Genomic DNA, 12,626 nt, shown 5'->3' with positions numbered 1-12,626 from the left:
GCGGGTCATCGCATGCAGGGCGCCATCCAACATCGCGTTGTCGTTGGCTTACGCCGCGCGTGCAGGCAGGCTGGGCATGCGTGCGCCCTGCTCCAGCTGGAACACCGACACCGACGTGGTCAGCGCATGCGCCTGCTCTTCCAGCGCGCGGCTGGCAGCGGTCGCCTCTTCCACCAGCGCAGCGTTCTGCTGGGTCACCTGGTCCATCTGCACCACCACCTGGTTGACCTGCTCGATGCCGGCCGCCTGTTCCTTGCTGGCGGCGGCGATGTCGCTCATCAGCTGGGTGGTACGCGAGCTCGCCTGGGCCACGCGGGCAATGGCGGCTTCCGATTCCACGGTCACGGCCAGACCACTCTGCACCTTGGCAGCGGCGTCCTCGATCAACTCCTTGATCTCCTTGGCAGCGACACCGGCACGCTGTGCCAGCGTACGCACTTCGCTGGCCACCACCGCAAAGCCGCGGCCCTGTTCGCCGGCACGCGCCGCTTCCACTGCAGCGTTCAGCGCCAGGATGTTGGTCTGGAAGGCGATGCCATCGATCACCGTGGAGATTTCCGAAATGCGCGCCGAAGACTGGTCGATCTCGCCCATCACCGTGGCCATCTGCGCCATGGCCTGCTCGGTCTCGCGCACGGCAACGCCGGCCGCATGCGCTTCGCTGTCGGCCTGGCGTGCCAGCTCGGCGTTCTGGCGCACGGTCGAGGTCAGCTCTTCCATCGAGGCGGCAGCCTCTTCCAGATTCGCGGCCTGTTGTTCGGTACGGCGCGACAGATCGTTGTTGCCGGCCGCCAGTTCCTGTGCCGCGTTGTTGATGCTGTCGGCGGCCACCTGGATGCCACGCACGATTCCGGTCAGCTGCGTGGTGGTGGCATTGGCATCGTCACGCATGCGCGCGAACACGCCCTCGTACTCGCCCTCCATGCGCGCGGTGAGGTTGCCATGCGAGATGGCGCGCAGCACGTCGGAGACATCGGCGATGCTGGCCTGCGAACTGGCCATCATGCCGTTGAGGTGGTTCACCATCGCCTGGAACTGGTACTGGAATGCCGCAGCGTCGCCACGCATGCTGAAATCGCCGGCGCGCGCGGCACGGGCCAGTTCATCGATCTGCGCGTTGATCGCCATCAGGCTCTGCTTCACCGCCGCCAGGGTGCGGGTCAGCGTGCCCTTCTCGCCGGGGTACTCGGGCAGATCGCGGCTGAGATCGCCGATGGCATAGCGCTGCATCACCTCGGCCATCAACAGCTGCACCTGCACGTGCGATTCGACCAGGTGGTTGGTGGCCTGCACCATGCGGCCAAAGTCGCCGGGGAACGCGCTGGCGTCCATCCGGTAACGGATCGCGCCGGCTTCATGCTGCTCGGCCATCTGCAACTGCGCGCCGATCGCCGCCTGAACACTCTGGCGCACGCTGGCCATGGCCTCGCCAAGCTGGGTCAGCTCATCACGACCGCCAAGACGGAATTCCTGGTCCAGTTCGCCCTTGGACAGGCGCTCAGCCAGCTGCACCGCACGCGCCAGCGGGCCGGTCATGCTGCGGCCGATCAACACCGACGCGGCGATGCCGACCAGCAGGGCTACGCCGCCCAGCGCCAGCAGCTGCAGCAGGCTGCGCTCGCCCAGGCGGATCGCCTCGGCCGCGGCCTCACGGCTTTCCTTCTCTTCATAGGCCACGCCATCGGCCAGGGCCTTGTTCCAGCCATTGGCCGCTTCCTGCACCGGGCCCAGGGTCAGCGCCACGGCGCCGGGGAAATCGCCCTGTTCCATCAGTTCGCTGGTCTGCTTGTTGAGCGGACGGGCGAGCGCGCGCTTGGCGGCGATGGTCTCGCCGATCACCTTGCCTTCGGCATCGCCGGGCAGGGCCTGGTAGGCCGTCCAACTGGCCTCGTAGCGCTTGACCAGATCGGCGATGCGCTGCTCGTCGTTGGCACGGTCTTCGCCCTGGCGGATCAGCATCTCGCGGCGCACGACCATCATCTGGTTGTTGGCATCAAGCATCTCCGACAGCAGCCGCACCTTGGCTACGCCGACCTCGACCACCTGCTCCATCGCGCGCTTCTGCACCATGGTGGCGGTGGCACCGGTAGCGACCACGGCGGCAACCAGCAGCAACAACAGGCCAAAGCCAAGCCCAAGACGCCAGGCGACCCTGACGTTCCTCAAGTAGTTCATGGGGTGAATCCAAAACGGGGGGGATGCGCCCATATCGGCCCGCCAGCCGGGAATCTTGATCGCCTCCCGCTCGACTGCGTCGGAAGCCGTTCACCTTGGTGAGACCCGGCCTCCCGCTTCTGCGGCGCGAGGATGGCCCTGCGGCGTGGCCCCACTGCTCATGCTGGCATCAGTTTTCTTTCACGGCGGCTGCGCAGCGTCTACGGGCAGGGTGGAGGCGTGATCTGCCTGGAGATGCCCATGCCCGTATGCCGCCCCGCCCTGCTCGCCCTGTCGCTGCTGATGTCGCCCGCCTTTGCGCAGACGCCCCCGCCCGCCGGGCTGCCAGCACCCATCGCCGAAAAGGCCGGCCCTGACACAGCAGCGCGCTCGCCCCTGCACGCGCAGGTACTTCTGGACCGCGCAAACTTCTCTCCGGGCGAGATCGATGGCGAAGTGGGCAGCAATCAACGCCGCGCGGTATCCGGCTTCCAGGCAGCGCACGGGCTGACAGTCAGTGGCGAACTGGACGACGCCACCTGGAAGGCCCTGCAGGCCGACTCGGTCGGCCCCCTTGCCAGCTACACGCTGACCGCAGAAGACGTGGCCGGTCCGTTCGTCGCGATTCCAAAGAAGCCCGCCGACCAGGCCAAGCTGAAGGCACTGGGCTTCAGCAGCGTGGAGGAATCGCTGGGCGAGCGCTTCCATGCTGCACCGGAGCTGCTGAAGGCGCTCAATCCCGGTGTGGATCTGAGCAAGGCCGGCAGCCGCATTCAGGTGCCCAATATTGCGCCCGCTGCGTTGCCCAAGGCCGCCAAACTGGTGGTCGACAAATCCGACTCCACCCTGCAGCTGCTGGACGCGCAGGGCAAGGTGATCGCGCAGGTACCGGTATCGTCGGGCAGCGAGCACGACCCGCTGCCGATCGGTGAGTGGAAGATCCTCGGCGTCTACCCGGATCCGCCATTCCACTACAACCCGAAGCTGTTCTGGGATGCCAGAAAGGGCGATCGCAAGGCCACGATTCCGCCCGGCCCGAACAATCCGGTCGGCCGGGTCTGGATCGACCTGTCCAAACCCCATTACGGCCTGCACGGTACGCCGGTGCCCGGCCATGTCGGCAAGACCGAATCGCACGGCTGCGTGCGCATGACCAACTGGGATGTGCTGCGCGTGGCTGCAGCCGTGGATACGTCGGTACCGGTCGTAATGCAGGAGTGAGCCGATGCGACTAGCGCAATTGATCGTACTGGGGCTGGTGATGGGCGTGGCAGCCGGATGGTGGCTGCAGCGTGAGGGCACGCCGTCCGATGACAGGGATGCCCGCCCCCTTGCAGTGGCGCAGACTTCCGCTGCGGCCGACAGCGCCCGTGCCGTACCCGAGGAGCAGGCGACAACGGCAATCGCCGCGCCCGCCCCAGCAGCAACGGGCGACACACCCTCCGGCCTGCTGCTGCCGGTACAGGGCATCACGCCCTCGCAACTGCAGGACACCTTCACCGACGCACGCAGCGAAGGCCGCGTGCACGATGCGATCGACATCATGGCTGCTGCCGGCACACCGGTGCTGGCGGTGGCCGATGGCCATGTCGAGAAGCTGTTCGACAGCGAGCGTGGCGGCCTGACCGTCTACCAGTTCGAACCCAGCGGCCGCTGGTGCTACTACTACGCGCACCTGCAGCGCTACGCCGACGGCCTGGCGGAGAAGCAGACCATCAAGCGCGGCGATGTGATCGGCTACGTCGGCAGCACCGGCAACGCAAACCCAGAAGCCCCGCACCTACATTTCGAAGTGCACGTGCTGGGCCCGGAGAAGCAATGGTGGAAGGGCGAGTCGATCAATCCCTATCCATTGCTGAAAAAAGGGGACGGAGGGGATTAAGTCGCAAGCCGCACGGTCTGGTCGTGGCACCTAGGCAGCGCGTGGACGACGCCTGCGCAGCGCGATGGTGAAGATCACCAGTGCGATGCCTGGAACCAGCAGCAACAGCGCTGCCAGTTTCCAGAAGAAGAACGGCCACAACCAGAGGTAGTCCAGGTCGGTCAGTTTCAGAAGATCCAACGGCGGCTGCACTTCGATCATTGCCGGCCTGCCGACCAGCGTCGGCTCCACTTCCAGCACGGTCACCCGCAGCCAGGAGCGGCCACGTGGCAATGCATCACCGCGGCCATAGCCGAAGTACGCGGCGGTAAAAACAGCCGTTTCAACGGTTTCCACCCTGCGCACAACATCCGGTCCGGGAGGGCCAGATCGCACGCTTGCACGGAAGTCCGCATGCTCGTTGGGGGTTTCAACGCGCATCAGCACGCCGGGGTCGACGGCCGGGTCGGCGGCGTTGGGCGGGTAACGCAGCCGCAACCGCAGGCGATCATCAATGAAGCGGTAGACCGTGATCTCCGCGCTCGCACCGGGGCTCAGCACCAGCGGCAGGGTCTGCGTGCGTGACGCCAGGTGGTTGGCCACGGCGCCCGCCGCCAACACCACACAGGCGACTGCCCACAGGCCCCAGAACACCCACAGGGTGATCCGCAGCACCCGCGTTCCTTTCGCGCTGACATCGCCGGTCATCGATCCGCTTCCCTGCTGGCATTGCGTACACACTAACGAAAAAGCCCCGCTTTCGCGGGGCTTTTCCTTCACGCTACCAGGCAGTCGCTCAGGCGAACGGATCCTGCAGGACCATGGTGTGGTCGCGATCCGGGCCAGTGGAGACGATGCTGATCGGGCAGCCGGCCAGCTCTTCCAGCGAACGCAGGTAGGCGCGTGCGGCCGGCGGCAGGTCGTCCCAGTTGGTGATGCCGTGGGTGTTTTCGGTCCAGCCCGGGAACTCCAGGTACACCGGGGTGCACTCTTCCCAGCCCTGCGCGTCCAGCGGCGCGTACTCGGTACGCTTGCCGTTGTATTCGTAGGCGATGCAGACCTTCAGCTTTTCCATGCCGTCCAGCACGTCCAGCTTGGTGATGCACAGGCCGCTGATGCCGTTGATGGCCACGGCGCGCTTCAGCGCGACGATGTCCATCCAGCCGCAGCGGCGCGGGCGGCCGGTCGAGGCACCGTATTCGGCGCCGCGGTCGCGGATGCCCTGGCCGATTTCATCGTCCAGCTCGGTCGGGAACGGGCCGCCGCCAACGCGGGTCGCGTAGGCCTTGGCAATGCCCAGCACGTAGTCGATCGCGTCAGCACCGACGCCGGCACCGGCCAGCGCACCACCGACGGTGGTGTTGGAGCTGGTGACGTACGGGTAGGTACCGTGGTCGATGTCCAGCAGCGCGCCCTGCGCACCCTCGAACAGCACGCGCTTACCCTGCTTGCGCAGGTCATGCAGGATGCCGGCAACGTCCGACTTCATCGGCTGCACGTATTCGCCGAAGGCCAGCGCCTCGTCGAAGGTCTTCTGGAAATCGACCGCGTCGGTGTTCAGGTACTTGGTCAGCACGAAGTTGTGGTAATCCAGCGCGGTGCGCAGGAGTTCTTCCAGCTGCTTCGGATAATGCAGGTCGGCGATGCGGATGCCGCGACGCGCCACCTTGTCTTCGTAGGCCGGGCCGATGCCACGACCGGTGGTGCCGATCGCCTTGCCGCCGGCAGCGCGTTCGCGCGCCTGGTCCAGGGCGATGTGGTACGGCATGATCAGCGGCGCGGCCGGGGAGATCTTCAGGCGCGAACGCACTTCGACGCCGGAGGTTTCCAGCTCGGCGATTTCCTTCTGCAGCGCGGCAGGCGAGATCACCACGCCGTTGCCGATCAGGCACAGCGCATCGTCACGCAGGATGCCCGACGGGATCAGGTGCAGGACGGTCTTCTTGCCGTTGATGACCAGGGTGTGGCCGGCGTTGTGGCCGCCCTGGAAGCGCACGACAGCGCCGATTTCCTCAGTGAGCAGATCGACGATCTTGCCCTTGCCTTCATCGCCCCACTGGGCACCAAGCACTACGACAGACTGACCCATGACGGGTTCCTCTATTTGTTGCGGCCATCGGGGCCGCGGACGGGTAAACCGCAGCGGGGCTGGCCAGCGCTTGGGTGGCGGCTCCAAACGGGGAGCGGCCGGCGATGGAAGGCCCAGACACGGAAAAAGCCGAACGGGGAGGCCCGTCCGGCTTTTGTGCATTATCCGGGTTTCCGGGGTCCGGTGCCACCTTTCCGACGGGCGGCTTCACCAGCCGGTCAGCCACCCCGCCCCGGTAGTGCCGTACCCACCACAGCAGGCTCAACCCGGCCAGCAGGACCAGGCCACCGAAGCTGCGCAGGGCCGGGCTGGGCAGGTCCAGCAGGCGTTCGGCCATGCGCTTCCAGGCCACGGGGGCCACGAACAGCAACAGGCCTTCCAGCACCGCGACCAGACAGACGGCGGCGAACAGATCTTTCATGGGGGAACTCCGGAAAAGCACGAGGCCCGGCGTATGGCCGGGCCCCGTGAGGTACTGCCGTGCGGACTCAGCGATCGTTCTTGAGGTACTGCAGGAACGGGTCGTTCTTGTCCAGCACGATCACGCCGTTGCCGTCGGTCATCGAGCCACGGTAGGCCTCGAGGCTGCGGTAGAACGCGTAGAACGACGGGTCAGCCGAACCGGCCTTGCCGTAGATGCGTGCGGCCTCGGCATCGCCTTCACCACGCAGGCGCTGGGCATCGCGTTCGGCTTCTGCGATCAGCACGGTGCTGTCACGGTCGGCCTGGGCGCGGATGGTCAGCGACTGCTCCTCGCCCTCGGCGCGCAGCTTCGCGGCTTCCTGCTTGCGCTGGGCGCGCATGCGCTCGTACACGTCATTGATCACCTGGCTGTCGGTGGGCAGGTCCACCTGCTTGATGCGCAGGTCGATCATCTGCATGCCCAGCCCGGCAACGGCTTCGTTGATGCCCTTCAGCTGCTCGGCGATCAGCTCGCTGCGGTCGCCGGAGACCAGCTGCTGCAGGGTGCGCGAGTTGATCTGGTTGCGCAGCGAGTCGGTGATGATCGGCGCCAGGCGGGCGTTGGCGATGCGCGGATCGCCGCCGGTGGCACGGAAGTAATCACCCACGTTGGAGATGTAACCGATGGCGAAGAAGTCGACGCTGACGTCCTTCTGCTCGGCCGTGAAGTAACGGGCCGGCGCGGTGTCCAGCACCTGGAAGCGGCGGTCGAACACCCGCACCGTTTCCACCACCGGCAGCTTGAAGTGCAGGCCCGGCTTGATGTCCGAACGCACCACCTTGCCCAGGTTCAGGACCATGGCGGTCTGGTCCTCGCGGACCACGTACACCGAACCCAGCAGGCCCAGCAGCACCGCTACGACAACGGCGATCCAGATTGAATTTCTCATCGGCTGCCCTCCTCACGGCCGCTCGAACGCCCGGTCGGGCGGCCCACCGGCCGGCCCGGATCACGGGAAGCTTCCACTGCGGTGGTACCCGGCAGCGACGGCATCACCACATCGGGGTTCGGCACCGGGGCCGGTGCCGAGGTGCTGGCACGGGTATCACCGGTCATCGGCACGTAGATCAGCTGGCGGCCATCGCCACCAATGACCTTGCGGTTCTCGCTCAACACCTGCTGCACCGTTTCCAGCCACAGGCGCTTGCGGGTGACTTCCGGTGCGTCCTTGTACTGGGCCTGCAGCAGGCTGAAGCGCTGACCATCACCCTCGGCCTTGGACACCACGGCCTGCTTGTAGCCCTCGGCGGTGGTACGGGCACGCGAGGCCTGGCCGCGCGCTTCAGGCACGACCTTGGCCGCGTAGGCCTGGGCTTCGTTGATCAGGCGCTCCTTGACCTGCTGGGCACCGTTGACCTCGTCGAAGGCCGGCTTGACCTCCTCCGGCGGACGGGCGTCCTGCAGGGTCAGGCCTGTCACGGTCAGACCGGTCTTGAAGGCACGCAGCAATGTCTGCAGGCGCTCTTCGGCGGCCACGGCCAGCGGGCCACGGTTGTTCAATACGGCGTTGAGGTCGGCGCGACCGACTTCCTCGCGCACCGCGCTCTGCGCCGACTGTTCCAGCACCTGGTTGGCATCAACGGTGCCGAACAGGTACTGCTGCGGGTCATCGATGCGGTACTGGACGTTCAACGAGACATTGACGATGTTCTCATCGCGGGTCAGCACCGGCACCTGGATCGAGAAGGTCTTGATCTCGGTGGCGTTGACCTTGGTGACCGATTCGATCGGCCAGGGCAACTTGAAGTTCGGGCCTGGGGTCAGGATGCGCGAGAACTGGCCGAAGCGCAGCACCACGCCACGCTGCTGTTCGCCGATCAGCTGGAAGCTGGAGAACAGCACCAGCAGGACCACTGCCGCCACCACCCAACGCAGGATGCCGCCGTCGAACAGATCCTTCAGCGGTCCGGGCAATCCGCCCCAGCCGCCACCATTGCCACCGCCGCGCGACCCGAACGGCCCGCGTCGATTGTCCTCGGGGCCTTGTCCGCCCTTGTTGCCGCCGGGTGTATTCCAGGCCATGCACGCTCCATCAAGATGTGGGCTGCGACGCGGGCCCTTCCCGCAACGCCAGCCGTTAACCACTACCGATCATACAAGATGGGGCGGACCGGCAGGATTGAAAGGGGTCGGACCGGGTAAGGTGGCGTTTTCCTCGAAGTCAGGCAACGCCGATGGCCCCCACCACCCCGTTCACCGCCTTCCGCATCGAAAAAGACGACGCCGGCTACCGCAGCGGCCTGGTCCCGCTGCGTCTGGACGACCTCAACCCCGGCCAGGTACTGATCCGCGCCCACTGGTCCTCGGTCAACTACAAGGATGCCCTGGCTGGCACCGGCAAAGGCCGGATACTGCGTCGCTTCCCGCTGGTGGGCGGGATAGACGTGGCCGGCACGGTGGTCACCTCCACCGATCCGGCCTGGCGCGAGGGCGATGCGGTACTGGCCACCGGCTGTGGCCTCAGCGAAACCCGTGATGGCGGCTACAGCCAGTACGTGCGACTGGAATCGAGCGCGGTCATCGCCCAGCCGGCGGGCTTGAGCCCACGCGAGGCGATGGTACTGGGCACCGCCGGCTTCACCGCCGCACTGGCGCTGCTGCGCCTGCAGGACAACCGGCAGACACCCGAGCTTGGGCCACTGGCGGTTACCGGCGCCAGCGGTGGGGTCGGCGCTCTGGCCGTGGACATCTTCAGCCGCGCCGGCTATGCCGTGCACGCGATCAGCGGCAAACCGGAGCAGATCGACTTCCTGCGCGGCATCGGTGCTGCCGAGGTGCTGCCGCGTGACGCCCTTGCCGACACCGGGCCGCTGCAGTCGGCACGTTTTGGCGGTGGCCTGGACAACGCCGGCGGGCCGATGCTGGCCAGCCTGCTGGCACAGACCGTACCTTACGGCAGCGTGGTCAGTGCGGGACTGGCCGCCAGCCCGACGCTGGACATGACCGTGATGCCCTTCATCCTGCGCGGTGTCTCGCTGCTCGGCGTTTCGTCGGCCAATGCCCCGCGCGCGCTGCGCGAAGAAGTGTGGGCACGCTTGGGCGACGCGTGGAAGCCGCAGCACCTGGACCGCATCTGCACCGCCGAAGTCGGTCTGGACGGCCTGCCTGCGGTGTTCGATCGCATGCTGGCGGGCGGCTCGCTTGGCCGCACGGTGGTGCGGATCGACTGAACGTCGCAGGCAGGCGACGGACGGCAGCAGTCGCCCTCCCGCCAACGGGATGCCGGCACTACACTTCCGGCATCACACGGGGAACAACATGGCACGCATTCTGATCGTCGACGACTCACCGTCGCAGCTGTTGGGGATACAGCGCATCGTCGAGAAGCTCGGGCACCAGATCCTGACCGCCACCGATGGTGCGGCCGGGGTGGAAACCGCGAAGGCCGAGCTGCCCGACCTGGTGCTGATGGACGTGGTGATGCCCAACCTCAATGGCTTCCAGGCGACCCGCACGCTCGCCCGCGATGAGGCGACCCGGCACATTCCTGTGATCCTGGTGACCACCAAGGACCAGGACACCGACCGCATGTGGGGCATGCGCCAGGGTGCCAAGGCCTATATCACCAAGCCGTTCTCGGAAGACGAGCTGTCCGAGGTGCTGGAGCGGGTGTTCGCCGGGCAGGGCTGACACACCGCTCTGGTGGATGCCAACCTTGGTTGGCACACCGCTCTGGTAGGTGCCAACCTTGGTTGGCACGCCTTTGCCGGCCAGCGGCCGGCGCTACCGCAAGGTGTGCGGACCGAGGCCCGCACCCACCGAAGCAGATTTCAGATCGTTTCGCCAAACGCCTTGGCCAGATTCCGATAGGCCTTCTTCTGCGCCTCGTCGGTCGCCGCCGGGGCGACAATCTCCAGCTCGACGATCTGGTCGCCGTCCGGGCTGCCCGGCAGGCCACGCCCACGCAGGCGCAGCTTGCGACCGGCATCGGAGTCGGCCGGAATCTTCAGTTCCACCGCTCCGCCCAGGGTCGGCACGCTGATGCTGGTGCCCAGCGCCGCCTGCCACGGGGTGACCGGCAGCGTGTACAGGATGTTGCGACCGTCGACCTCGAACTGCGGATGCGCGGCGTACTCCACTTCCAGCAGCAGGTTGCCGCCGTGGTTGCCCTGCCCGGCCAGGCGGATCACCTGCCCAGGACGGATGCCCTTGGGCACGCGCACGTCCAGCTGCTTGCCATTGACGGTGATGCGCAGGCTGTCGCCGTTGTAGGCCGCCTCCAGCGGTACCGACAGCTTGGCCCGGGTATCACGGTTGGGCGCATGACCGTGGCTGCTGAAGCCCGGACCGGGGCCCGCGCCCTGGCCGCCGCGCTGGCGCGCGAACAGGCTCTCGAAGAAGTCGCTGAAGCCACCGTTGGGGCCACCCCCACCACCACCGAACACTTCCTCGAAATTGAAACCGCCACCGCCGTAGTTCGGCGGCACGTTGAATTCCTCGCCCGGGCGATAGCCCTGAGCGCGCAGCTGGTCATACGCCGCGCGCTTCTCGGGATCGCGCAGCGCCTCGTAGGCCTCGTTGATGGCCTTGAACTTGTCCTCGGCCCCGGCCTCCTTGCTGACGTCCGGGTGGTACTTGCGTGCCAATCGACGATAAGCGGTCTTGATTTCCGCCTCGCCCGCGCTCGGCTCCACCCCAAGGGTGGCGTAATAATCCTTGAATTCCATCCAGCTACCTCGATTCGCTTCGGCGGCGCCGGTGGCGCCGCCCCGGGTTCATTCTACGCGCCGGCGATGCTACGCCGCCGGTCGTGCGGCAACGGTGAGGCCGACTGATCCAGCGCAATGCGCCTGCCATCGCCCGGCCGCATGCTGTGGCTGACAGCCCGCCGCGGACGACGGAGATGGGGTGTATACATGGGTTTTCCAATGTCTTGACGCGTCCGTCCCCTCCTGGCCCCTACCCTCACCCAGCAAGGAGTTCCCATGACCATCCATGTCGGCGACCGTATTCCGGAAGTCACCCTCAAGCGCATCCGCGAAGGCATCGAGACCCTCGATACCCACGCCCTGTTCGACGGGCGCAAGGTGGTGCTGTTCGCCGTGCCCGGTGCATTCACCCCCACCTGCTCGGCCCGCCACCTGCCCGGGTACGTGGAAAAGTTCGAGGCGTTCCGCCATCGAGGCATCGATGTCTACTGCGTGGCGGTCAACGATCCGTTCGTGATGAAGGCCTGGGCCACCGACCAGCACGTGCCCGACGGCCTGCTGATGTTGTCCGACGGCAACGCCGAACTGACCCGTGCACTTGGCCTGGAGCTGGATGCAAGTTCATCCGGCATGGGCACGCGTTCGCGCCGCTTTGCCCTGTACGTGGTGGACGGCACGGTACGCGCGGCCTGGATCGAGGAACCCGGCCAGTTCGAGGTGTCATCAGCCGACTACGTACTGGATCACCTGCCCACCTGAAACCCTGACTGCAGAGGAAACCGGCCAGCCATGTCCAACAAGCCAGCCAAAGCCAGCAACACCTCCCCTTCCGCCAAGGTCGCTGGCATCAGCGATCGTCAGACCCTGCGCGAGCGGGCACGGAAGAACATCGAAGACGGAGCGATCACCGACAGCTACAGCGCCGACCGCAAGGTGGTGATCAAGCTGCTCAACGACGCGCTGGCCACCGAATATGTGTGCGTGCTGCGCTACTACCGGCACTACTTCATGGCCAAGGGCATGCTGGCCGACGCAGTCAAGGGCGAGTTCCTGGAACACGCGCAGCAGGAGCAGGCACATGCCGGCAAACTGGCCGAGCGCATCGTCCAGCTGGGCGGCGAGCCTGACCTCAATCCGGACACGCTGACCGCACGCTCGCACGCCGAATACAAGGAAGGCAGCGACCTGCGCGACATGGTCCGCGAGAACCTGGTGGCCGAGCGCATCGCCATCGACAGCTACCGCGAGATGATCAACTTCATCGGCGACAGTGACACCACCACCAAGCGCATCCTGGAAGAGATCCTGGCGCAGGAGGAGGAGCACGCCGATGAGTTCGCCGACCTGCTGGATGGCTGGATCGGGGAGTAGCGCCGCACCGTGCCAGCGAACACCCCGGTAGTCGCCCAC

The 12,626-nt window shown here is 66.4% G+C and carries 12 protein-coding genes and 1 pseudogene; 6 read left to right on the top strand and 7 right to left on the bottom strand.

The window, feature by feature from the left end; all coding sequences use genetic code 11:
- Window positions 1-48: 48 nt before the first annotated feature.
- Window positions 49-2,175 (bottom strand): methyl-accepting chemotaxis protein, encoded by a 2,127-nt coding sequence (locus AB4Y98_RS14880; protein WP_442244611.1) that lies wholly within the window; start codon window positions 2,173-2,175, stop codon window positions 49-51.
- Window positions 2,176-2,409: 234 nt separating this feature from the next.
- On the opposite strand from AB4Y98_RS14880, the gene AB4Y98_RS14875 reads away from it, so the two are divergent.
- Window positions 2,410-3,375 carry a L,D-transpeptidase family protein gene (locus tag AB4Y98_RS14875; protein ID WP_442244610.1) on the top strand — a complete coding sequence of 322 codons (966 nt, stop codon included), beginning with the start codon at window positions 2,410-2,412 and terminating at the stop codon, window positions 3,373-3,375.
- 4 nt (window positions 3,376-3,379) lie between these two features.
- Complete coding sequence (locus tag AB4Y98_RS14870) at window positions 3,380-4,036, top strand: M23 family metallopeptidase (protein ID WP_442244609.1); 657 nt, start codon at window positions 3,380-3,382, stop codon at window positions 4,034-4,036.
- 30 nt (window positions 4,037-4,066) lie between these two features.
- On the opposite strand, the gene AB4Y98_RS14865 is transcribed toward AB4Y98_RS14870, so the two are convergent.
- The 5 genes and pseudogenes from AB4Y98_RS14865 to hflK all read right to left on the bottom strand — a co-directional run bounded on the left by AB4Y98_RS14865 (window position 4,067) and on the right by hflK (window position 8,589).
- A complete protein-coding gene (locus AB4Y98_RS14865) occupies window positions 4,067-4,723 on the bottom strand; it encodes a hypothetical protein (RefSeq protein ID WP_363732158.1) in 657 nt (218 codons plus the stop codon).
- 88 nt (window positions 4,724-4,811) lie between these two features.
- On the bottom strand, window positions 4,812-6,104 hold the full coding sequence (locus AB4Y98_RS14860; RefSeq protein ID WP_025877044.1) for an adenylosuccinate synthase: 1,293 nt from the start codon (window positions 6,102-6,104) through the stop codon (window positions 4,812-4,814).
- 238 nt (window positions 6,105-6,342) lie between these two features.
- A pseudogene (locus tag AB4Y98_RS14855) lies at window positions 6,343-6,525 on the bottom strand (DUF2065 domain-containing protein); the annotation flags it as partial.
- A gap of 67 nt (window positions 6,526-6,592) precedes the next feature.
- Complete coding sequence (gene hflC / locus AB4Y98_RS14850; protein WP_025877040.1) at window positions 6,593-7,456, bottom strand: protease modulator HflC; 864 nt, start codon at window positions 7,454-7,456, stop codon at window positions 6,593-6,595.
- Window positions 7,453-8,589, bottom strand: a complete 1,137-nt coding sequence (gene hflK / locus AB4Y98_RS14845) for an FtsH protease activity modulator HflK (protein ID WP_223496164.1) — start codon at window positions 8,587-8,589, stop codon at window positions 7,453-7,455. Before hflK ends, hflC begins: the two co-directional genes overlap by 4 nt.
- 152 nt (window positions 8,590-8,741) lie before the next feature.
- Here hflK and AB4Y98_RS14840 point away from each other — a divergent pair, with 152 nt between their 5' ends.
- Window positions 8,742-9,737, top strand: a complete 996-nt coding sequence (locus AB4Y98_RS14840) for a YhdH/YhfP family quinone oxidoreductase (protein ID WP_442244608.1) — start codon at window positions 8,742-8,744, stop codon at window positions 9,735-9,737.
- Window positions 9,738-9,825: 88 nt separating this feature from the next.
- Window positions 9,826-10,197 (top strand): twitching motility response regulator PilH, encoded by a 372-nt coding sequence (pilH, locus tag AB4Y98_RS14835; protein WP_005410644.1) that lies wholly within the window; start codon window positions 9,826-9,828, stop codon window positions 10,195-10,197.
- A gap of 140 nt (window positions 10,198-10,337) precedes the next feature.
- On the opposite strand, the gene AB4Y98_RS14830 is transcribed toward pilH, so the two are convergent.
- The gene (locus AB4Y98_RS14830; RefSeq protein WP_108266796.1) at window positions 10,338-11,234 is read right to left on the bottom strand and encodes a DnaJ C-terminal domain-containing protein; all 897 of its coding nucleotides are present in this window, start codon (window positions 11,232-11,234) and stop codon (window positions 10,338-10,340) included.
- Window positions 11,235-11,492: 258 nt separating this feature from the next.
- Here AB4Y98_RS14830 and AB4Y98_RS14825 point away from each other — a divergent pair, with 258 nt between their 5' ends.
- Together AB4Y98_RS14825 and AB4Y98_RS14820 are read left to right on the top strand one after the other, a co-directional pair.
- Window positions 11,493-11,975: a peroxiredoxin gene (locus tag AB4Y98_RS14825; protein WP_025877032.1), complete on the top strand. Its 483-nt coding sequence runs from the start codon at window positions 11,493-11,495 to the stop codon at window positions 11,973-11,975.
- Between the two features lie 30 nt (window positions 11,976-12,005).
- Complete coding sequence (locus AB4Y98_RS14820) at window positions 12,006-12,587, top strand: ferritin-like domain-containing protein (protein ID WP_033831761.1); 582 nt, start codon at window positions 12,006-12,008, stop codon at window positions 12,585-12,587.
- Window positions 12,588-12,626 lie beyond the last annotated feature (39 nt).

The organism is Stenotrophomonas sp. 2YAF26 (assembly GCF_052114625.1).
In the GTDB taxonomy this organism is placed as follows: Bacteria; Pseudomonadota; Gammaproteobacteria; order Xanthomonadales; family Xanthomonadaceae; genus Stenotrophomonas; species Stenotrophomonas indicatrix.
This window is presented reverse-complemented; position numbering and strand designations above follow the sequence as displayed.

Coding starts and splice junctions, on each gene's coding strand:
- AB4Y98_RS14880 (WP_442244611.1), bottom strand. CDS start 2,175: ATGAACTACTTGAGGAACGTCAGGGTCGCCTGGCGTCTTGGGCTTGGC.
- AB4Y98_RS14875 (WP_442244610.1), top strand. CDS start 2,410: ATGCCCATGCCCGTATGCCGCCCCGCCCTGCTCGCCCTGTCGCTGCTG.
- AB4Y98_RS14870 (WP_442244609.1), top strand. CDS start 3,380: ATGCGACTAGCGCAATTGATCGTACTGGGGCTGGTGATGGGCGTGGCA.
- AB4Y98_RS14865 (WP_363732158.1), bottom strand. CDS start 4,723: ATGACCGGCGATGTCAGCGCGAAAGGAACGCGGGTGCTGCGGATCACC.
- AB4Y98_RS14860 (WP_025877044.1), bottom strand. CDS start 6,104: ATGGGTCAGTCTGTCGTAGTGCTTGGTGCCCAGTGGGGCGATGAAGGC.
- hflC (WP_025877040.1), bottom strand. CDS start 7,456: ATGAGAAATTCAATCTGGATCGCCGTTGTCGTAGCGGTGCTGCTGGGC.
- hflK (WP_223496164.1), bottom strand. CDS start 8,589: ATGGCCTGGAATACACCCGGCGGCAACAAGGGCGGACAAGGCCCCGAG.
- AB4Y98_RS14840 (WP_442244608.1), top strand. CDS start 8,742: ATGGCCCCCACCACCCCGTTCACCGCCTTCCGCATCGAAAAAGACGAC.
- pilH (WP_005410644.1), top strand. CDS start 9,826: ATGGCACGCATTCTGATCGTCGACGACTCACCGTCGCAGCTGTTGGGG.
- AB4Y98_RS14830 (WP_108266796.1), bottom strand. CDS start 11,234: ATGGAATTCAAGGATTATTACGCCACCCTTGGGGTGGAGCCGAGCGCG.
- AB4Y98_RS14825 (WP_025877032.1), top strand. CDS start 11,493: ATGACCATCCATGTCGGCGACCGTATTCCGGAAGTCACCCTCAAGCGC.
- AB4Y98_RS14820 (WP_033831761.1), top strand. CDS start 12,006: ATGTCCAACAAGCCAGCCAAAGCCAGCAACACCTCCCCTTCCGCCAAG.